General features: G+C 35.6%; 19 protein-coding genes. 7 read left to right on the top strand and 12 right to left on the bottom strand.

Features of this window, described 5'->3' with window-relative positions; genetic code table 11:
• The first annotated feature begins 138 nt into the window (after positions 1-138).
• From surE to ABD792_RS14740, 5 genes are read left to right on the top strand one after another with little or no spacing between them, the layout of a single operon-like run.
• On the top strand, positions 139-915 hold the full coding sequence (gene surE, locus ABD792_RS14760; RefSeq protein ID WP_345007049.1) for a 5'/3'-nucleotidase SurE: 777 nt from the start codon (positions 139-141) through the stop codon (positions 913-915).
• Positions 908-1,195: a hypothetical protein gene (locus ABD792_RS14755; protein ID WP_345007048.1), complete on the top strand. Its 288-nt coding sequence runs from the start codon at positions 908-910 to the stop codon at positions 1,193-1,195. Before surE ends, ABD792_RS14755 begins: the two co-directional genes overlap by 8 nt.
• A gap of 9 nt (positions 1,196-1,204) precedes the next feature.
• Positions 1,205-2,326, top strand: coding sequence for a lipid-A-disaccharide synthase (gene lpxB / locus ABD792_RS14750; RefSeq protein WP_345007047.1), 1,122 nt, complete (start codon positions 1,205-1,207; stop codon positions 2,324-2,326).
• Positions 2,327-2,331: 5 nt separating this feature from the next.
• Positions 2,332-2,898 carry a C40 family peptidase gene (locus ABD792_RS14745; RefSeq protein WP_345007046.1) on the top strand — a complete coding sequence of 189 codons (567 nt, stop codon included), beginning with the start codon at positions 2,332-2,334 and terminating at the stop codon, positions 2,896-2,898.
• Positions 2,899-2,921: 23 nt separating this feature from the next.
• A complete protein-coding gene (locus ABD792_RS14740) occupies positions 2,922-4,961 on the top strand; it encodes a ComEC/Rec2 family competence protein (protein ID WP_345007043.1) in 2,040 nt (679 codons plus the stop codon).
• Positions 4,962-4,964: 3 nt separating this feature from the next.
• Here the strand turns inward: ABD792_RS14740 and ABD792_RS14735 are convergent, their stop codons facing one another.
• The 5 genes from ABD792_RS14735 to ABD792_RS14715 all read right to left on the bottom strand — a co-directional run bounded on the left by ABD792_RS14735 (position 4,965) and on the right by ABD792_RS14715 (position 11,549).
• Positions 4,965-5,516 (bottom strand): thioredoxin family protein, encoded by a 552-nt coding sequence (locus ABD792_RS14735; RefSeq protein ID WP_345007042.1) that lies wholly within the window; start codon positions 5,514-5,516, stop codon positions 4,965-4,967.
• Between the two features lie 2 nt (positions 5,517-5,518).
• Positions 5,519-5,983: a thioredoxin family protein gene (locus ABD792_RS14730; RefSeq protein WP_345007040.1), complete on the bottom strand. Its 465-nt coding sequence runs from the start codon at positions 5,981-5,983 to the stop codon at positions 5,519-5,521.
• 112 nt (positions 5,984-6,095) lie between these two features.
• Positions 6,096-7,664: a peptide MFS transporter gene (locus tag ABD792_RS14725; protein ID WP_345007038.1), complete on the bottom strand. Its 1,569-nt coding sequence runs from the start codon at positions 7,662-7,664 to the stop codon at positions 6,096-6,098.
• A gap of 57 nt (positions 7,665-7,721) precedes the next feature.
• The gene (locus ABD792_RS14720) at positions 7,722-9,296 is read right to left on the bottom strand and encodes a peptide MFS transporter (protein WP_345007037.1); all 1,575 of its coding nucleotides are present in this window, start codon (positions 9,294-9,296) and stop codon (positions 7,722-7,724) included.
• A gap of 21 nt (positions 9,297-9,317) precedes the next feature.
• The gene (locus tag ABD792_RS14715; RefSeq protein ID WP_345007035.1) at positions 9,318-11,549 is read right to left on the bottom strand and encodes a S9 family peptidase; all 2,232 of its coding nucleotides are present in this window, start codon (positions 11,547-11,549) and stop codon (positions 9,318-9,320) included.
• A 305-nt stretch (positions 11,550-11,854) separates the two neighbouring features.
• Here ABD792_RS14715 and ABD792_RS14710 point away from each other — a divergent pair, with 305 nt between their 5' ends.
• Positions 11,855-13,186: a hydroxymethylglutaryl-CoA reductase, degradative gene (locus tag ABD792_RS14710; protein ID WP_345007118.1), complete on the top strand. Its 1,332-nt coding sequence runs from the start codon at positions 11,855-11,857 to the stop codon at positions 13,184-13,186.
• A gap of 3 nt (positions 13,187-13,189) precedes the next feature.
• The gene (locus ABD792_RS14705; RefSeq protein WP_345007034.1) at positions 13,190-14,092 is read left to right on the top strand and encodes a GYDIA family GHMP kinase; all 903 of its coding nucleotides are present in this window, start codon (positions 13,190-13,192) and stop codon (positions 14,090-14,092) included.
• A 64-nt stretch (positions 14,093-14,156) separates the two neighbouring features.
• Here ABD792_RS14705 and ABD792_RS14700 read toward each other — a convergent pair whose 3' ends face one another.
• The 7 genes from ABD792_RS14700 to ABD792_RS14670 all read right to left on the bottom strand — a co-directional run bounded on the left by ABD792_RS14700 (position 14,157) and on the right by ABD792_RS14670 (position 22,102).
• Positions 14,157-16,286 (bottom strand): peptidylprolyl isomerase, encoded by a 2,130-nt coding sequence (locus tag ABD792_RS14700; RefSeq protein ID WP_345007033.1) that lies wholly within the window; start codon positions 16,284-16,286, stop codon positions 14,157-14,159.
• A 189-nt stretch (positions 16,287-16,475) separates the two neighbouring features.
• Complete coding sequence (locus ABD792_RS14695) at positions 16,476-17,765, bottom strand: hemolysin family protein (RefSeq protein ID WP_345007032.1); 1,290 nt, start codon at positions 17,763-17,765, stop codon at positions 16,476-16,478.
• A complete protein-coding gene (locus ABD792_RS14690) occupies positions 17,766-17,960 on the bottom strand; it encodes a hypothetical protein (RefSeq protein ID WP_345007031.1) in 195 nt (64 codons plus the stop codon).
• 154 nt (positions 17,961-18,114) lie between these two features.
• On the bottom strand, positions 18,115-18,669 hold the full coding sequence (gene lptC / locus ABD792_RS14685; RefSeq protein ID WP_345007030.1) for an LPS export ABC transporter periplasmic protein LptC: 555 nt from the start codon (positions 18,667-18,669) through the stop codon (positions 18,115-18,117).
• Positions 18,670-20,052, bottom strand: a complete 1,383-nt coding sequence (locus tag ABD792_RS14680; RefSeq protein WP_345007029.1) for a tetratricopeptide repeat protein — start codon at positions 20,050-20,052, stop codon at positions 18,670-18,672.
• A gap of 20 nt (positions 20,053-20,072) precedes the next feature.
• Complete coding sequence (gene bamG / locus ABD792_RS14675) at positions 20,073-21,377, bottom strand: BamG family beta-barrel-assembly machinery protein (protein WP_345007027.1); 1,305 nt, start codon at positions 21,375-21,377, stop codon at positions 20,073-20,075.
• Positions 21,377-22,102, bottom strand: coding sequence for a type III pantothenate kinase (locus ABD792_RS14670; protein ID WP_345007026.1), 726 nt, complete (start codon positions 22,100-22,102; stop codon positions 21,377-21,379). Before ABD792_RS14670 ends, bamG begins: the two co-directional genes overlap by 1 nt.
• Between the last annotated feature and the right edge of the window lie 40 nt (positions 22,103-22,142).

The raw sequence follows: 22,142 nt of genomic DNA, 5'->3' as shown, positions 1-22,142 counted from the left end.
CAATTTATTTTTCTACTAAAATAAAGAAAAATCCATGCCAATAAAGATTTGTCCACCTAATTTTTTGTTAAACCAAAGAAATAGGGTGTTTACAAAGGAAATTATGTATTTTAGCAACGCTGTATTTTAAGGATATATATGACAAAAAGACCGCTTATATTAATTACCAACGACGATGGCATCAATGCCCCAGGAATACGAATGCTTATTACCATTATGAATACCATTGGTGATGTGGTAGTGGTAGCTCCCGACAGCCCACAAAGTGGTATGGGACATGCTATTACACTGGATTCTACACTATATGTTAGACAGGTTAAACTTGGTAATAATTCGCAACCCGAATACAGTTGTTCTGGAACGCCTGCCGATTGCGTTAAATTGGCTATACGGGAAATACTGGATCGCAAACCCGACTTATGCGTATCGGGCATTAACCATGGTTCCAACTCGTCTATAAATGTTATTTATTCTGGAACTATGAGTGCTGCTATAGAAGCTGGTATTGAAGGCATCCCTGCTATTGGCTTTTCATTACTCGACTATAAATGGCATGCCGATTTTGAAGCGTGTAAGCCTTATGTAAAAAAAATAACTGAAGAGGTATTAAAAAACGGTTTGCCAGAAGGCATAATTTTAAATGTTAACATCCCTAATATTTCCGGTCATAATATAAAAGGCATTAAAGTATGTAGACAAGCTAAGGCCAATTGGGTTGAAGAATTCGACAAACGTAAAAATCCACAGGGCAAAGACTATTACTGGCTTACTGGAAAATTTGTCAACTTAGATCATGGAGAAGACACAGACGAGTGGGCCTTAGAAAACGGCTATGTTTCTGTAGTTCCGACACAATTCGACTTAACCGCTCATTATTATATTCAAAATTTAAACAACTGGAATCTAAATGCTTAAAAAAAGAGACATCTTTATAGGAATTATTGTTGGTTTGATCGCTAATGCCATCGGACTCCTATTGACAGCAACCGTATTAGGGAATGACGATGATTTTATAACTGTAATCAAAGCTGCAGCAGCTCAAGGATTCCTAGGTAAACTTATTAGCTTAGGCGCCATTTTAAATCTGATTGTATTTTTTATATTTATAAAAAAGAAACAGGATTACCGTGCTAGGGGCGTTCTTCTAATTACGGTATTTATTGCTGTTTTCACCTTTGTTTTTAAACTTATTTAAGTTATTTTAATGAAGTACTACATTATAGCTGGCGAAGCATCGGGCGATTTACATGGTTCCAATTTAATGAAAGCATTATCAAAACAAGATGTTGATGCTAACTTTCGCTTTTGGGGAGGTGACTTAATGCAAGCTGTTGGTGGCACTTTGATAAAACATTACAAAGAGCGGTCTTTTATGGGATTTGCAGAAGTCATTAAAAATTTATCTAAGATTTTTAAGGATATTTCTTTGTGTAAGCATGACATTGAATCGTTTAATCCCGACGTTATTATATTCATAGACAATTCGGGTTTTAACTTACGCATAGCTAAATGGGCCAAGGCAAAAGGGTTTAAAACCAACTATTATATTTCTCCACAAGTTTGGGCTTCGAGAGCCAATCGTGTACATGCCATTAAAAGAGATATTGATGCCATGTATGTTATACTCCCTTTTGAGAAGGCATTTTATAAAGAACAGTTCCAATACGATGTTAACTTTGTAGGCCACCCATTAATAGATGCCATTTCAGATAGGGTTCAAATTGATGAATTCGAATTTAGAACAAAGCATTTACTTAACGACAAGCCCGTTATCGCCCTTTTACCCGGTAGCAGGAAACAGGAAATTACGAAAACACTCTCGCTAATGCTAAGCCTGGCAGATGACTACAAAGATTACCAATTTGTAATAGCAGGTGCACCTAGTCAAGATTTCGAATTTTACAAAACCTTTATATCTAAATCTAATATTGGTTTTGTTACAAATAAAACCTACGACCTTTTAAGTATTTCATATGCAGCAATTGTAACTTCGGGAACTGCCACACTAGAAACGGCTTTATTTAAAGTACCCCAAGTTGTCTGTTACAAAGGTAGCTGGCTTTCTTATCACATTGCCAAAAGAATCATTACTTTAAAATTTATATCATTGGTTAATTTAATCATGGATAAAGAAGTTGTTACTGAACTTATCCAAAATGATTTTAACAAAAAAAGACTGAAGAAAGAAATGGATCGTATTTTAGATCCAACTGTGCGTTCTAAAATATTTTTAGACTATTACGAATTGGAAAAAGTGTTAGGAGGTAAAGGTGCCAGTAAAAAAGCTGCTGAATTAATTTTTAATGCGCTTAATACACCTGTTTAAATTTAATGAAGAGGCTTATTTTCATAGCGTTTATTACTTTATTTACAGGTAGCTGTAAATCCAGCAAACAATCAAAACACTCAAAGAAAACTGCATCAAAGATAATTATTGAGCCTTCGGCTATAGACCAAACATCTACCAACAACAAAACTGACTCTTTAGATCCTTCAAAAATAAACACAGCTACCTCAAAAGCTGAAACCATTATTAGCTATGCTAAACAATTTGAAGGGGTACGGTATAAATGGGGAGGCACCACAGAGAATGGTATGGATTGTTCTGGACTGGTATTTGAATCTTTTAGGACTTTCAACATTCTGCTTCCGAGAATTTCACGTGACATGGCTAAAAAAGGCCATAAAGTTCCTTTAAACAAGGTTAAAAACGGAGACTTGTTATTCTTTAAAACCCAAAACAGAAGAAATACCATTAACCATGTGGGTTTGGTAATAACTTCAACCAACAAAATCATTAAGTTTATTCATGCTACAACTCGAAAAGGCGTTATTGTTTCGTCCTTAACTGAAAATTACTGGAAAACATCATTTGTTGAAGCACGCAGAGTTTTGTAAGATATTTTTTATCTTGCAGATGTATGAATTTACTTAACTTCACAATAATTAAGTTAACATGTTGCCTCATTACAGGCATCCTTATTGGCTATGCATACACCCCTCCCATTGCAATAAGTTTATTGATTTCCCTCACGTTATTGGGAATACTCACCATTATATATTTTTTTACCAAAAATCGGTTTACCAAAACCATCAGCTTTGGTCTCACCTGCTTTTTGCTTATGGTGGCAATAGGTACACTAATAGTAAACCTTAACAATCCTCAATTTAACGCCAACCACTACTCAAAATACATTAGAGCTAAAGAGGATTCACTTAAAACCATCACCTTTAAGGTTCGAGAAACCCTTAAACCAACAAATTACCATGAAAAATATATTGTAGATATTTTAACGATTGACTCCTCCAAGGTAAATGGCAGATCGCTTTTAAATGTTGAAAAAGACTCTACCTTCAGTCAACTCAAAGTAGACGATATTCTTATTTGCAAAACCCTCTTTAAAGCCATTCCTGAACCTCTAAACCCACACCAATTTAACTATAAATCTTTTTTAAAAAAGAAATCCATCTACCACCAAATCGTTACCAATAAAAAACGGCTTTTACCTATCAGTTCCAAACCGCATACATTATTAGGAATGGCTAACTACATTAGGGATCATATTAATTCAAAGCTTAAAGCATATCACTTTAAACCAGATGTACTGGCAATTATCAATGCCTTCCTTTTAGGGCAACGCCAAGATATTAGCGACTCCATTTACTCCAACTATGTTAATGCTGGGGCTATACATATTTTAGCTGTTTCTGGTTTGCATGTAGGCATTATTTTGTTAATTCTCAGCTACCTCTTAAAACCATTGGAAAGCTTTAAACACGGTAAATTAGTGAAGACTATCATCCTTGTTAGCATATTATGGTGTTTTGCTACTATAGCAGGGCTATCTGCTTCTGTAACCAGAGCTGTAACCATGTTTAGCATTGTTGCTATTGCCATAAACCTTAAAAGGCCTACCAATATATTTAATACACTAGCAATAAGCATGTTCATCATCCTACTTATAAAGCCCTTGTTCTTGTTTGATGTAGGTTTCCAGCTAAGTTATTTAGCTGTTTTTGCCATTGTAAGTATCGACCCGCTCCTATATAAACTTTGGCAACCACGGTACAGGCCCATTGACACATTATGGCATACTTTAAGCATAACTCTATCGGCTCAGTTAGGCATCTTGCCGCTTAGTTTATTTTACTTTCACCAGTTTCCAAGTCTATTCTTTGTATCAAACTTAGTTATTGTTCCTTTATTAGGTATTATACTTGGTTTGGGCATACTTCTCATTGCCCTGGCTTTATTAAACCTACTTCCTCAATTTTATGCTTCTCTATTTGGCAACTTGATAGAGTTAATGAATCGTTTTGTTAAGCTTTTATCGCAACAAGAAGCTTTTTTAATTAAGTCAATTGCATTTAATTTTCTATTCCTGATCTGTGCCTACTTTTTACTAATTACATTAATAAACAGTTTTTACAAAAGAACGTATAAGCGTTTTGTTTGGGTATTAACCGCTATTGCTTGCTTTCAATTATCCTATATTTATACCACATACAACAAACCGAAGCATCAACTTGTTATATTCCATAAAAACCGACAAACCTTACTAGCAAACACACTAAAAAGCAAAACCATTATTGCTCATGATCTTAAGAACGCACCTTCATCTTCCATAAAACCTATTACAGACTACACAACAGGAAATCATATTAGTGAATTTGAAACTGACAGTCTGCAACCTGTTTATATCCTGAACAACAAAACATTATTGGTTATCGACAGTTTAGGTATTTACAATATAAAATCCTTCAAACCAGATTATGTGTTGTTACGACAATCTCCGCAATTAAATTTGAACCGTTTAATCGACTCCTTAAACCCTAAACACATTATTGCAGATGGCAGTAATTATAAATCGTACACAACCTACTGGGAAAGTATATGTAAAAAACGGAAGCTCCCTTTTCACAATACCAGTAAAAAGGGAGCTTTTATTATAAACTATTAGGTATTACCCCTGAAACTCAGGTTTAAATGCTTTGTAATAAGCATTAAACTTCTCCTGAGTATCCATGTCTTTATGGGCATCTGCTTTAAACAGCTTTAAGTACAACTCTAAATCTTGCGGCTTTTTATACCCTTTTATAGGAGCTATCATATCGCCTTTCTCATCTAAAAATACAATAGTTGGATATGCCGTAATCTGAAAGTAACGGGACAGCTCATGCGGTGAGTTTCGCCTGTTGGCATTATCGGGATTATATCCTGGGTTTTTAAACGTTCTGTCTTTAAAATCAACCTCTTCATTTCCTTCTGCGTTAAACTTTACAGCATAATAATGCTTGTTTACATAATCGGCTACGTCTTTATTTTGAAACGTATTTTTATCTAGCATCTTACAGGGGCCACACCAATTGGTGTACATATCTATCATTATTTTTTTAGGGTTTTTCTTCTGTAATACTACAGCTTCCTGAAGTGTTACCCAATTAATTTCCTGCGATATGACTGTAACCGAAGTCAACAAAGTCAAAATAAGTGTACATCCTATTCGTTTCATCATTGCTATTTTTTTATAATATTATTTGCTACTGCTAACCATTGTTGCGCGCCACCTCGCACAAATCCAGTTTTTCCTAAACTATTCAAATTCATTTTTCCATCTGGTTTCTTTTCTGGATTAACAAAAAAGACAGTCGGATACCCCCTTACATTAAAAATTTTCTGCAGTTGGTAATTTTGAACCTTAACCGATTGCTCTTGATCTGCTCGTCTTGGAAAATCCAATTCCATTAAAACCACATTGTTCTTAGCCCAAATTTCAAAGTCTTGCGTTTGAAAAACTTCTTTTTGGAGTTTTTTACACCACCCACACCAATCGGACCCCGTAAAGAACATTAATACGGGTTTATTCTCTTTTATAGCTATATCGGACGCTTTTTTCATATCCGTATGCCAAGTTAATTCTTGGGAAAAACTTGTAATTGATACAAAAGCGATTAACAACAGCGCAAGTAAGACTTTTTTCATGTTATATTTTAAACTAACTTTATTACACTCTTATGTTGCAAAGTTCGCTCCTAACTTACAAAAAAAGCCCCTAAACAGGGGCTTTTTGAGTTTATTTTAACGATTTTATCGATTAACGCACGCCATGCATTAGCTTTTTCACAAATGGTGTTAAACCAATAACAATAAGCCCTGCTATAATGGGCACCAATGTAAAAATTAAAAAGAAGGTCGTCATTGAGTATTCGGCCGTAATCGAATCGATCATCCCTCCCATTGACCCAGCTGCTTTATTACCAAGTCCAATGGCAATATACCAAAGTCCAAACATCATTCCGATTTTAGTAGCTGGCACTAATTTAGACACATAAGATAATCCTACAGGCGATAAACTAAGTTCTCCTAAGGTATGGAACAAATAAGCCAAAATAAGCCACACAATACTTACCGATGCCGTTTTTGCCCCTGGAAGAATGTTTGTAGATCCATAAGCTAATATTCCGAATCCAAGCCCCAATAAAATTAAGCCTATCCCAAATTTCACTGTTGCTGGAGGATTAAATTTGCTCTCCCAGATTTTAGAGAATAATGGAGCAAAAGCAATAATGTAAAATGAATTCAATATTCCAAACCAAGATGCAGGAATCTCGGTAGACTCTTCATTAAATTGTGTATATAACATCCATAAAACGATTCCCCAAATAATAAGAAAACTAAAACCTAAAAATGCATTTGATAAAGCATATTTTTTAAAAGTAATTCTAAACAACTTTAGTAACACATAAGTAATAATCATTAAAGGAACAACCGTAAGCAATGTATTAGACAGTCTAAAAATAAAAGCTGAACTGCCCTCCAAAACTCTATTGGTATAATCTTTTGCAAAAATGGTCATTGAACCTCCAGCTTGTTCAAAAGCTGCCCAAAAAAATATGGTAAATATTGCCAAAATCCCAACAACAATGTACCTATCACGCTGTACTTTAGTTGGCACTTCTTCTTTTGTTTGGTTGGTTATATTTTCTACTGCATCAGACAAATCCGTTGTTTTTGAAGGCGCCAAGCCCACATTGCCAAAGATGCCTTGGGCAAACCAAAACTGTAACATTCCCAAAAACATAAAAATACCAGCCAAACCAAAGCCCCAATGCCAACCAATAGTTTCTCCAATATACCCACATAGCATAATTCCTAAAAATGCGCCTGCATTGACCCCCATATAAAAAATGGTAAAAGCACCATCTTTTTTATCCTGAGCGTTTAAGTAAACTCCATTAATAATCGATGTAATATTGGGCTTAAACAAGCCATTACCTGCCACCAAAAACGCAATTCCCAAATATAAGCTCCAAGGAGTGTCTAAAGCCATAGATGCATGCCCTAAGGTCATTATTAATGCACCAATAGCTACCGCCATCCTATAACCTAAATATTTATCTGCAATAAAACCACCAAGTATTGGCGAAAAATAAACAAGCATGGTATAAGTTCCATAAAGACCTAAAGCATCTTCTCTTGACCAAGCCCAGCCTCCATCAATTAAGGCAGATGTTAAAAACAAAACCAATAAGGCTCTCATTCCATAATAGGAAAAACGTTCCCACATCTCGGTAAAAAACAAAACAAACAAACCACTAGGGTGACCCATCAATAGTTTTTGATTCATTTCTGAGCCTTCAAATTTAAACTTTGTTACTTCCATCGAACTTATATAATTTATAACTTTATATTGATTTAATCTATTCTTTTTAAACCTGTACTAAGCATTAGTATCTGCCAATTCAAAACCTTCAGTTTCATCATTATTATTGCCCCCTTCAAGCTCTTCAGCCCCATGTGTTAATCGTTTTAAAGGCTTCAAAACTAGTATAACTAAGATTCCAAAAATTGTACAAAAAACAGCAATACCAGTAAATATTGCAAACTCTCCAAACTCTGAAGCAGATTCTCCTAAAAGGCCTGCAACTTTATTTCCTAAACCTGTAGCTGCAAAATAAGCTCCCATCATAAACGCCATCCAACGTTCTGGCGCCAATTTTGTTATAAAAGACAAAGCTACTGGCGATGCACATAATTCTCCCAATGTATGAAATAAATACGCTAAAACTAACCACTGCATTCCTGATTTTTGAATGACTTCTCCTGTTGCATCGTACCCTACTTCATTACTAGCTATGGACATAAAGAAAAATCCCCAACCCATAATAATAACACCTATGGCCATCTTGAACAAAGAAGAGGATTCTTTTTTACGATTTTTCCACCACACCCAAAAACTTCCAACAATAGTCGCAAAAATCAAGATGAAGATGGCGTTAACCGATTGAAACCAACTTGCTGGAACATCAAAACTTCCTAGCCTCAAATCTGTTTTTTGGTCCGCATAAATATTCAACAAACCACCAGCTTGCTCAAAAGACCCCCAAAATATGATAATGATCAAGAAAGATATATAAGTAACCAAGATACGATCCTTTTCAACTTTATTCCCGTCATTATAAACTACAATAGCCACACCAACAGCAAAAGCCAATGCAATGATTAACACTCCGTAAGACCACGATCCTAAACCAAACCAAACCACAAGCCCTAAAACAGTCATTAGGGTAAAACCTACGATTGAGTTGGTATGATTGAAAATAGACAAGAATAGGTTTTTGCTTTCCTTTTTCTCTTCTTCTGATCTATTATCTTCTACCAAATTACCCACATGTTTGATATGTTTTTGCCCTAACCAATATGTTAGCTGCCCAATTGCCATACCTATTCCCGCCAAGCCAAAACCATAATGCCATCCTATATTTTGCCCTACATAACCCACTATAATAGCGGCAGTAGCAGCTCCTAAATTAATTCCCATATAAAAGATATAGAACCCCATATCTCTCTTATTTTGTTCATTTTTAGGATATAAACCTCCAACCATAGTTGAAATATTAGGCTTAAGCATACCTACCCCCATTACAATAAGGATCAAACCTGTATAAAACGCCCACATCTGCTCGATAGCCAAAACACTATGTCCCGCAACAAGCAACATTCCACCTACGAAAACCGATTTACGCTGACCTAAAAGCTTGTCTGCAATAATCCCTCCGGGAATTGATGCTACGTAAACAAACATAGTGTACCATCCATAAAGTGCTATCGCACTATCATTTGCCCATCCTAAGCCCGGATTATTAGCAGCAGTTTCAGCGACAAGATATAACACCAATATAGCCCGCATTCCATAATACGAAAAGCGCTCCCACATTTCGGTTAAAAATAAAATATACAACCCTACAGGATGTCCAAATAGTTCTTTTTGTTTAATTGTAGCCGAATTTGTCATAAATCTATTATTAGTTAGTTTCTATCCTTTAATCTCTATTGTTTTGTCTTTCTTACTTTCTTCAACTTGACGTTTATCCCCAAGTTTCTCATGGATAAAACGTGTCATTTTTTTATACAAATGCAAACGCGTATTGCCACCATATATCCCATGATTATCATCTGGGTATACTGCCCATTCAAATGGTTTATCTGCTTGAATCAGGGCTTCTACTAAACGCATGGTATTTTGCAAATGTACATTATCGTCAGCAGATCCGTGCACCAACAAAAAATCTCCTTTTAGTTTATCGACATGACTTAAAGGTGAATTGTCATCATAGCCTCCCGTATTTTCTTGTGGCGTCGTCATGTAACGTTCGGTATAAATAGAATCGTAAAACCGCCAACTTGTTACAGGTGCTACGGCAATGGCCATTTTAAATACGTCATTCCCTTTAAATAGGGCATTACTACTCATAAAGCCTCCAAAGCTCCACCCCCATATACCTATACGACTGGCATCAATATAAGGTAAATTCCCTAATTGTTTGGCTGCTTCTATTTGATCTTCCAATTCATACTTCCCTAATTGAAGCTGCGTTACTTTTTTAAAGGCAGCACCTTTATAACCGGTCCCCCTTCCATCAACACATACAACAATATAACCCTGTTGTGCTAAATGCTGGTACCAGTAGTCGTTTGCTCCATTCCACCTATTGGCTACCGATTGCGAGCCAGGCCCTGAATATTGGTACATTAATAATGGGTATTGCTTAGTTGTATCAAAATTAGATGGTTTAATCATCCACATGTTCAGATCATTTCCATTAACATGGATCGTGCTAAACTCTTTTTTGGAGGTTTTATATTCTGAAAGTTGTTGTGACAGGACGTCATTATCTTTTATACTTTTTATTAAATCACCAGATGCTGCACTGTTTAGTGTATACTCTGGCGGTGTTGTTGCACTAGAAAACGTATTGATAAAGTATGAAAAATCGGCGCTAAAGGCTGCATTATTGGTTCCTTCACTTTTAGTAAGCCTCGTTTTATCCCGTCCGTTTAATTTTACGGCATAGACATCTCTATTAATAGATCCATTCTCTACGGATTGATAAAACACTCTGCCGTTTGTCTCATCATATCCATAGTAATTGGTTACTTCCCAATTTCCTTTAGTGACTTGGTTTATTAGTTCGCCCTCTTCGGAGTAATGGTAAATATGGTTATAACCGTCTTTTTCACTCGTCCAAATAAAACTATTGTCTTTTAAAAATGTGAGGTTATCTGTAACATCAACATAGGCTGGGTCTTTTTCGGCAACCACAATACGCGATGTATTGGTTGTCACATTTACCATCCATAAATCCAATATGTTTTGATGCCTGTTCATAAATTGAGCGCTTAAAACATCTGGCTTATTAGACCATTTAATACGTGGTATATAAAAATCACTGTATTGTTTATCTACCTTTACCGCATGCGCCTTATTGGTGTCCAGGTCATATACATGGAGGGACACAACAGCATTTGCTTCTCCTGCTTTAGGGTACTTAAAAACCTGCTGCTTAGGGTACAATCCTTCACCGTAAATATCCATTGAAAATTCGGGAACATCGGTTTCATCAAAACGCAAAAAAGCTAATTTATTACTGTTTATATTCCATTCGAAAGTGCGCACAATGGCAAATTCCTCTTCATAAACCCAATCGGCTATCCCGTTAATGATTTTATTTTTTTCTCCATCAAATGTAATCTGTGTGGTTTTGCCCGATTGCAAATCTTTAACAAATAGATTATTGTTTAAACCATAAGCTACTTTCGTTCCGTCTGGAGAGAAGGTTGGTTCTTGTATTTTTTTGTCTGAAATCGCTATCACCGACCTATCCTTAACATTATAAACATAGTAGTTGGCAAGTGATGACCGCCTGTATATAGATTCTTCGTTAGTTGCTAAAACAACCTTACTTTCATCATTACTAAATGTATAGTTTGTAAAATATTTTAGTTCGTCTATATCGCCTGAACTAACCAACGTTTTTACCTTCTTTAAGGTTTTATAGTTGTAAATATCTATGGATGTAGTTCTTGTTACTCTATCAAAATTAAGAACAGAATATTGCTGACCATTAGCCATGGAATGTAACACATCCATTCCTTCCGTTCTAAAGGTGCCATTCCAAATTGATTCTAGGGTGATTTCCTTTTCTTGAGCAAATAAAATTATAGTAAAAAAGAGACAAACAAAAAGTGAAAGTTTTTGATATTTCACACGTTTAAATTTTAGTTAATTATTTGATTATACACTAATTATAAAATTGAGAACGTACACAAACACTTCGCTCTCTCATTAAAAATTTTAAACATACCCTTTTTTGATGCTATTTTTAAAATTTATTAATGCTCGTTTCATTTAGATTTCTTGATATTTCAAATTAAAAAATGCTTATTTCTCAAAACGGGGTCAAGTTTACTAAAAATTCTATAAAAAACCCTAATTATTAACACTTAAATAACGAAATACCCAAAAGGAAATATTAAATATTCATATCAAGATATAGTATCTTTGTTTTGAAAATAAAACATTTTATGAGCAAATCCATTTCTGGCTTTTCAAAACTATCCAAATCAAAGAAAATTGATTGGATTGTTGACACCTATTTTTCGAACTCTGAGGCTGCTAAACGTGTTTTAAAACAATATTGGAATACCGACGAGAAGATACAACAATTGCACGATGAGTTTATAGAAAACACCATAAGCAATTATTACCTTCCACTTGGTGTGGCTCCTAATTTTTCAATTAACGGAAAGTTGTACACGATTCCAATGGTAATTGAAGAAAGCTCGGTAGTTGCTGCTGCTAGTAAGGCCGCTAAGTTTTGGTTAGACAGGGGTGGCTTTAAAACAACCGTACTGTCTACTACCAAAATAGGACAGGTACATTTTATATACCACGGCGATCCCAACAGACTGGAAAGCTTCTTCAAGCAAATAAAACCTAAGCTTATTGCTGACACCAAAGCCATTACCAAAAATATGGTGTCTCGCGGTGGCGGCATTATGGACATTGCATTACGTAACAAAACCCAAGACATCCCAGGATACTACCAGCTACATGCATCGTTTGAAACGCTGGATGCTATGGGCGCCAATTTTATTAACTCTTGCTTGGAGCAGTTTGCGAAGACCTTTAAGAAAGAAGCCTTGCTTTTCGACAGTTTTTTGGAGGAGGAAAAAAATATTCAAATAGTAATGAGTATTTTGTCTAATTATGTTCCAGAATGCCTGGTTCGTGCTGAAGTAAGCTGTAAGGTAGAAGATTTAAAAGATGGCAACATTTCGGGGGAGGCATTTGCTCAAAAATTTGTTCAAGCTGTTAATATTGCGGAAATAGAACCGTATCGTGCTGTAACCCATAACAAAGGCATTATGAATGGCATTGACGCCGTAGTTTTAGCTACGGGAAATGATTTTAGAGCTATTGAAGCCTGTGTTCATGCCTATGCGTCGAGAAAAGGAAAATACTCCAGTTTAACACATGCAAAAATTGAAGACGGCATATTTACGTTTTGGATCGAAATTCCATTAGCTCTAGGCACTGTTGGTGGTCTTACGGGATTACACCCGTTAGTAAAATTAGCATTGGAATTATTACACCATCCATCGGCTAAAGAACTCATGCAAGTGGTAGCCGTAGCAGGACTGGCTCAAAATTTTGCTGCATTGCGATCTCTTACAACTACAGGCATTCAGCAAGGCCATATGAAAATGCATTTAATGAACATCCTAAATCAGTTTGAAGCCAATGAAGAGGAAAAAACTAGTCTTACAAAACATTTCGAAAACCACACAGTATCACATAGTGCCGTTGTTGAAGCCTTAAAGGCGTTAAGAGCAAAAAAATAAAGGATGGATAACTATTACAGCAATGGAAAACTACTGCTTACAGGCGAATATACTGTTCTTGACGGGGCTTTATCGCTTGCTGTTCCTACCAAATTCGGACAATGGCTGAATATTACTCCTCTAAATGAACCGAAGCTTATTTGGAAAAGCATTGATGCAGATGGCACAGTTTGGTTTGAGGATACTTTTACATACAAACCTCTACACTCTACTATACTTAATGACACGAGCCATACGTTGTTACAGATTTTAAATACGGCTAAGGCTCTAAATCCTGATTTTCTAAAACACGAATCGGGTTTTATGGTTAAAACCATACTAAACTTCCCTAAAAACTGGGGACTTGGCACCTCATCAACCCTAATAAACAATATCGCCCAATGGGCTAAAGTTAATGCTTATACATTATTGGAAAACACATTTGGTGGCAGTGGTTATGATATTGCCTGTGCCCAAAACAATACGCCCATAACGTACAAGCTAAGCAATAACACCCCCTTAGTTAATACGGTTGACTTTAATCCTCCTTTTAAAAACCATTTATACTTTGTATACTTGAATAAAAAACAAAATAGCCGTGAGGGGATTAGGCATTACAACGCAAACAAAGGAAACGCCCTTACGGCAGTTTCAGAAATCCATGCGATTACCACACAACTAATTTCATGTCGTTCACTTGAAGAATTCGAAGACCTCATAACAGCACACGAAACCATTATCTCTAAACTTATAAAGACTCCTCCTATAAAAGAACGCTTCTTTAAGGATTTTGAAGGGAGCGTAAAAAGTCTTGGTGCTTGGGGAGGCGACTTCATTCTGGTTACTTCCAACACACGTCCTCATGACTATTTTAAAAATAAGGGCTTTGACACACTCTTAGGCTACAACGAGATGATCCTTAATTGATTTCAAACCATAAAAAAAGCCTCAATTAAGAGGCTCATTATTTCTTTTGAAATAAAAACAACTATTACTGTATTTGCGTCCTTGCTCTGTTGTCTTCAATTTCAGAGGCTTCTTTTAACGCATTGTATAGTTTTGTATTTACAACGTTTACCTTTTGCTGTTCAACTCTATTGGCTGCAGCCTGATAATTATCAAGCTCTACTGCTGGTGTAACTTTGGTAACCTGAATCATGTACACACCATTGGCACCTTCCAACAATCCAGATGTTTCTCCTTCGCCTAGTCCAAAAGCAGTTCCTACAATAAATGGCTCTCTTCCTGCTCCAGATATGGTAGGGTTTTTCATGTTTATAGCCGATGCCGTTCTTACGCTTACACTTTCAGCAGATGCTACATCTTCCAGTGTTGTTGCGGATATACGATCTTTAATAAGTGTAGCTTTCTTTTCTTTACGAATGATTGGTAATACTGTTGCTGTTGCATCTTCTACCGACATTAATCCAGCTTCGTGCTTAGCTACTAATTGTACAATAGCATAGCCTCCATTGATATTAAAACGTTTTACTGCTCCTACTTCACTATCAGATTCGAACGCCCAACGCACAATTGGTCTTTGGTTTCCAATACCTGGAATATTTTCATCCAATGCCTTAATACCATTAACAGGACGTACCGTATACTTACTTTCTGTAGCAACATCTTGATAATCTTTTTCTGCAACTGCCACCTCAAAACTCGAAGCATCCCTAAACACCTTATCTATCGTTGCTTCAGAAGGTTCTATTTTTCTTGCAATGGTTGCTACTTGCACTGCTTTCTTTTTATCGTTTTGACCTTCAATTTCTATAATGTGGAAACCAAAAATTGTTTTTACAACACCCAAATCTCCAACCTTACCTTCAAACTCAAAGTCATTAAACTCTTGTACCATTCTGTTGTATGGATGCCAATCGTAACGTCCACCGTTTGCCACACTACCTTGATCTGAAGAGAATTCCTCTACCAATTCCGGGAATTTAGATCGGTTAGATTTAAGAACTGTTAAAAGACTATCGGCAGTTGCTTTAGCTTGCGCTTCTGTTTGTGTTACATCTGCAGCCGCACTACGTGCACCTATGAAAGGAATTAAAATGTGTCTTACTTTGGCTGAATCTGGAATTTGCTTAACGGCTACCATTTTAGATATTTTAAAATAGCCATTATCCTTATATGGTCCATAAACAGCTCCTACTTCCAAGTTATAGACACTATCTGCTACGGTGCTAGGTAAACCTGATTTAAACACAAAACGATTATCAAACTTAATATCTGAATTTGAATTTACAAAAGCTTCATTGTCCTCTGTATTTAAAAATCCTGTTATTGTTTCTGTAGCTTTGGTGGTCTTATTGTACTCTTCCCTATTGTTCAATAAATTTTGAAGATCTGCTTTGATAGCTTCCTCATCTGCTACGGTAGCTTCTTCCTTAAACTCTACATACTTAATATCTCTTGAAGCTTCAACTTTAAACTGTTTCTTGTTTTTATTGATGTAGTTAGAAATATCCGACTTTGATACGGTAACTGTACTATCAGCAATAGATGAATAAGGTATTTGCACAAATTTAACATCTACGTTATTACCTTCCAATTGATGTTCTAACGCGCCTTCGGCAAGTGTACCTGCCAAACCAGCTTTAACTAAGTTAAAATAATTTTGCTGTAAGGCTCCAGAAGCCAATGAGTTTTCATAATTTATCCATTGCTGGTATACCCCTGGCGAGGTTTCTTTTAAAGTAGCAATATGTTCGTTCATCTTGGCTTCATCAAACAAACCTGCTTCGTTTTGAAAATTAGGATTGGTACTTAAAGCTGTTTTTAACAGGTCTCTCATTTGATCCTTTTCTACAGAAAGTCCCAACTCGTCAAATTGTGATTGCATAATTGCCTGTCTAACTTCTTGCTCCCAAACACGGTTCATAACCTGTGTGTTTGTAGCCGTTGGCCCTGCCTGTTGTTGTGCTGCTTCTACTTTTTGTAAAAAGTCTTCGCGCGTAATATCTTTACCTGCAACGGTACCAACAATATTTTGCGACTTTGCACTTAATGCGTCACTGTTTTTAAATAAATCTGCTAATACAAAAGAGAATAAAGCCAACGCTATAATTAATATTAGAAATAAGGAACGTTGTCTAATTTTATTTAAAACTGCCATTTGTTATTAATTTTTTTATCAAACCCTAAATAAATAGGATTTAGCTTATTAAATTATTTTTTTACTAAATTAAAGCCTGATTATTGCTTTAAAAACACATTACCGACAAAAATATCGTGCGCGAAAATACCATTTTCTATTTAATAATAAAAGCAGAAAGGTGCTTTAATTAGAATAATCTTATCGACATTAGCCTTCATCAACCAGCTTAAGTTCTACCAGATCAATTTTAGTATTTGATACTTCTGAGATTGTAAATTGAAATGCTCCTATTTTTACAACCTTGTTTTGTTGTGGAATTTCTTCTGTGTGGTTTACAATCAATCCACCAAGGGTTTCGTAGTTCTCACTCTCAGGCAGGTTAATTTTATATGTTTCGTTAATGTAATCCACCTCTAACCGAGCTGAAAAAACATAGGTTTCTTCATCGATTCGCTCCTCAGTTAATACAACTGTATCATGTTCATCTTCAATCTCACCAAACAGTTCTTCTACAATATCCTCTACCGTCATAATACCCGAAGTACCTCCATACTCATCTAAAACCACCGCTATGCTCTTACGCTTTTTTGTTAGTACACTAAGTACATCTTTTATGAGTACCGTTTCGGGCACAAACTCTACCGGAAGCATAATCTCTTTGATAGTTTTTGGTTTTTTAAACAATTCGAAGGAATGCACATAACCCAAAATATCGTCTATGGTATCTTTATATACCAAAATTTTAGAACATCCCGATTCTGTAAACAATGTGTTTAAAGATTTTATAGAGTCTTTTATATCGACAGCTATAATTTCGGTTCTGGGCACCATGACTTCACGTGCTTTTACTTCGGAGAACTCCAGTGCATTTTGGAAAATCTGAATTTCACTATCTACCTCATCATGTCCTTCAACAGATTCCATTTGCTCACTAATATAATTACCCAACTCTACTTTTGTAAAAGCCATTTGAATTTGATCACCTTCTGTTTTAAAAAACAGACGGAGCACGTTGTCTGAAATCCAAATCACAAAATCGGATATGAAAGTAAACAGCACATAAAACACATACGCAGGAATGGCCAGAGCCTTTATTAGCGTGTTGGAGTATATTTGAAAAAACACCTTAGGCAAAAATTCGGCTGTGATTAAAATGACTACTGTTGAAATAACTGTTTGAGACAGCAAGCTTAAATCGGTAAGCATATAGTTAACAAAGCCCGATTGTGTGGGCAACGTGGACTGAAACCAGCTGACCAGTAAATCACCCATAAAAAACCCATAAATCACTAAGGCTATATTATTACCTATAAGCATAGTGGTAATAAACTTTGAAGGCTTAGCCGTTAGTTTAGCCAATGCCTTTGCCAATATACCTTCTTGCTTTTTCTCTATCTCTATATGGATTTTATTTGAAGACACATAGGCAATCTCCATTCCAGAAAAAAAGGCAGAAAGCAACAAGGATACAATAATGATAACTATATCCAAGCTCATTTATTTAGACTTGTCTCTGTTTTGGAATTTTTTTTGGAATTTCCTTCTAAAAAAGTACATAAAAAGAGCCAAAGCTGCCAATCCAAAGGAGACATATGCTCCATGTGTGCCATCATTCAGCTTTGTAAAGCCATCATAAAGGAACAATGCTGCAAAGGCAAGATATGCATACTGAAAAATCTTAGAATACTTCATCTATATAATATTTACCGTTCAATAAAAAGGAGCTAACACTCCATTTTATATGCTGTAAAGATACGTAAATTTAAAGAGATTGTTTAAAATTCACCTTTCGGTTTTAACAAAGATGTTTTTAAAAATTTATAGTGTATGAAAATAAATTATTCAACTACTCGTCCAGTGTAACAAACCCATTAATTTCCAAAACTTCGGCATTAGTTAACTTTGAGTTAGAATCAAAACCATTACCGTTAATTACATATAAGCCTGTTCTAAATGTTACTGGTTTATTGGTAAACAACCACTCTTTCTTTTGATAGTAATACAACTGTTCGGCATACAAGGTATCATTGTCTTGGGTAGCTATAACAACATTCCCCTGCAAATCGATCAAATCGGCCTTAAGATAATTAATTGCATAATCGGCCACTACCACACTTTTTTTATTATTGTCATCAAAAAGATCTAAAACAACACCTTCAGGGAATTCATAAAAAGGAAAATCCCGATTAGAATAGTTCAATATTTTAGGGCTTATAAGAATGGCCTTTACTTTTCCAGAGTCTGTATAAACCGTATTGGTGTTGTAAGAAACACCTATAGGTTCGTTTTCTGAAATATCGAGTCCGCTAACATCACTCAAATTATTATTACACGAAAAAAACATAGTCACAGTAATGACTGTGACTATGTTCAATATGCTATGTATATAATGTGGTTTCATTTATATTTTAGGGACTGTAACCGAAGCACCAATCCAACATCCAATTTTAATTGTTTCTCCACTATTGCCTTCGGTAAAAATCTCTGCTTTTGTTGGCGCTTTAGCTTTGTAACTTGCTTGCGACTGTGCTGCTGCCTTTTTAAGGGTAGGATCTACACGTCCTGCTTTGGCTGCTTCGTCTGCTGCCAACCAGTAAACGGCTCTTTTATTAAAGTTCGTATCACCACAATCTTTAGCGCTTGCTGCATACATGGCTGCAATTGACAAATACGGACGTCCGTTAGATGGGTTTGCCTTTAATGCCTCTCTAAAGTAATTTCTAGCCTTGGCATACTGACCTTTGGCTTTAAGTTTTAAACCTATTCTATTAAAAAGCTTCGACTTCTTAAACGAATCAGTTTCTAAATCAATTGCTTGTTGGTAAAATGCAATCGCTTCATTTTGTTTTCCTTCTTTATCTTTTAAGATTCCTAAGTAATAAGCTGAATTGGCAGAAGGGCTCAACTCATGATAGGCATTAACCAACTTAAAGAATAATGGATCGTCTGTACATTCTTTTTCAGACATCTTTCCTGCTGCTCTTTGCAACCAAACCGCATTGGCTTTATTCTCCTCAAAATCTTTTTGATACAACGGAATTAAGTTTTCACAATTAGCACGGTTACCCAATTTGCTATCGATACTTCCAGAAATTTGATCGTAAGCCTTTAAATAGCTCTCGTAATATTTTTTATACTTTCCTTCTTTTTTGGTTAGTTCGGTTCCAGCTTCTTCCTTTTCAATTATTTTATTAAGGCTTCCAGAATAGTTTTTCACTTCTTCCTCTACCTTTTCTACCACATCATCATACTTGTTGAACAAGTCTTTGGCCGGTTTCTTTCCTGCATCATACAAATCCACCATCAAAGAGAAATAAGTATACAAGCTTTTAGGGTTTGTAAAGGTTCCTTTATCTAAATTGTAAGCAGCATCAAAACACTGATATAATTCTTCTTTCGATTTGCCCAGTTCTTTTCTATACTCGTACATTAACTGGCATCCTTTTGCAGCATATTCACCTTTTGGCGTTTTGCTCGCAAAATTTTCAGCTCGTTGTTCCCAAAGCTTCAGAAGATCATTTATGTAAGCAACTTTATCTGCCCCAGTAGACTTCTCGATTTTATGCTCTAAAATATCTTCGCCATCACTATAAATAGCAATGTTAAATCTTGGACATTTGGTTCTTACATCCATCCAAGGTTGATATGCAGCCTCATAATTTTTTGCTTTCCAATACTCATGGAATATAGATAGTTTACTCATGCACTCCTCATCCTGTTGCGCAAAACCTAAATTCCCCCCTATAAATAGCAGTGTTAATAATAATGTAATTTTCGTATTCATAATTTTAGTTTTATGCTTGGTTACTCATATTTTCGTTTTTGAAACCATCGGTCGTTTAGCGATAAACTTATATGCAAGTTTATAAAATTCTCTTGTATTAAATTACTGTTAGTAGTTCCTCGTTTACCCACTTCTACACCTAGATTGGCATTCGAGAAAAGTCCCCCAACTGGTAAACCTGCTCCAAAAGTAATGCCAAACTCGTTAATTGACTCATTATCTATATTCAGCCCCGTTTTTTCATGGTATAATCCGGCCCTGTATACTACACGTTTAAAATACCCGCTAAAGGCATTGTATTGAGGAATATAAAAACCTCCTAAAGAGATTTTCGAGGCATCTTCATATCGGGTCGTACTACTGCTATACAACGGGTTCGAAAAATTACTTGTTTTTTGATATTCAGATTCTATACCCACAAACCATTTTCTTGGCTGGCCAATTCCTGCCCCAAACGAAAATTTAGAAGGCATTATCAGCTCGGTTTCTTGTAAGCCCATAGCCTCTAAATCCACATCAATTGTATTTACCGGAATCTCCTGACCGGTGCTCGAATTAATAACAATGGTTGAAAACGATCTTGTGTTCAGAGAAGTTAAATTGCTTTCTGGCGTATAAGTAACACCAGTAACCAACTCTAATTTTTTACTTAGCATTGTTTTATAAGACACTCCTAAATTAAAACTCAACCCGCTTAAATCTGATCTGTTACTTTCTCTAGATTGGTATTGTACCAATTGACCATCAGAATCGTAAGCAAATTCTATGGTACTGTTTTGCATGTTCCCAAAGTTATAGTTCGCATCGACACCTATACTTAAACCTTTAGCTAACATATAACCAAGTCCTAAATACGCTTTATTAACACCGCCCTCTCCTCTAAATCTATTTGTAATAGCATCATTCTCCACAGACTCTAACTTATAGCCTACAGAGGTATACGGCAATAGACCAAAACCAAAACCAAACTTCCCCATTGGGATTGACAAGGCTAAATAGTCGAAAGTCGTAGCATTTGCCTTATCACTCCCTGAATCACTTTTTAAATTTAAACTGGAATAACTTCCCCCTACAGCAAACTTAACCGGACGTGATTCATTATTTAAAAGCATTAAATTCTCGCCAGCATACGAAGCAGGGTTTCGTAAATTTATATGAATACTATCGTTATAAATACTCAATCCCCCCATACTTCTATTCTCTACAGTACCTTTAAACTTAAGGCTTCCTATACCATAAAACGAATAAGGTGAGGCTGTACCCTCTTGACCATAACTTTGAATTGCTAAAACTGCAATAAAAACTAATACAAGTTTTTTTATCATTAGTTTGAATTAAATTTTAAAATATAGTTCAATCCCTGTAAAAGGAAATTCGAGTTGGCAAATATGCTACTTTTTAATTGTTTAGACAAGAAATTAGCGTCGCCCCCTGTTAAAATAACTGTTAAATCTGAATATTTTAAGCGATATTCACCTATAAGGCCATCTATTTCTCTTAAAATACCGTTAACAACACCCGAATGTATCGCACTATTGGTTGTGTTACCAATAATATTTTCTGGCATTTCGGTTTCTAACAGAGGTAGATTGGCTGTTAAATCGTTTAAGGACTGGTAGCGCATACGAATGCCAGGTGAGATAGCACCTCCTAAATACTTTGCATCTGCTGTTATAAAATCGTAAGTAACACAAGTACCTGCATCGATAATTAAGGTATTCTTGTTAGGAAATTGACTAACTGCAGCACTAACCAACGCTATTCTATCAATTCCCAAAGTATTGGGCGTTTTGTATAAATTTAAAAAAGGTAATTTCGTTGTTGCCCCCAACATCAATACATTAAAACTTTTGCTAATACAATCTGATACATCCTCATTTAATTTTCCAACAGATGAAATTATCGCTTTCTCTATTTTGTACTTTAATCTTAGGGCATCAACCTGATCTAAAATAGCTTCAACAGCGACGATTACCTTATCTATAAGGTCATTATCATTAAAAATAGCAAGTTTTACAAAAGAATTCCCTACATCAATTACTAAATTCATAGCCTATAAAAGCTGTAAATTTACAAAACGTATCATTTGC

The sequence above is a fragment of the Snuella lapsa genome (assembly GCF_039539345.1).
Lineage (GTDB): Bacteria > Bacteroidota > Bacteroidia > Flavobacteriales > Flavobacteriaceae > Snuella > Snuella lapsa.
The sequence above is the reverse complement of the archived record's forward strand: the minus strand, read 5'-3'. Positions and strand labels throughout refer to the sequence as shown.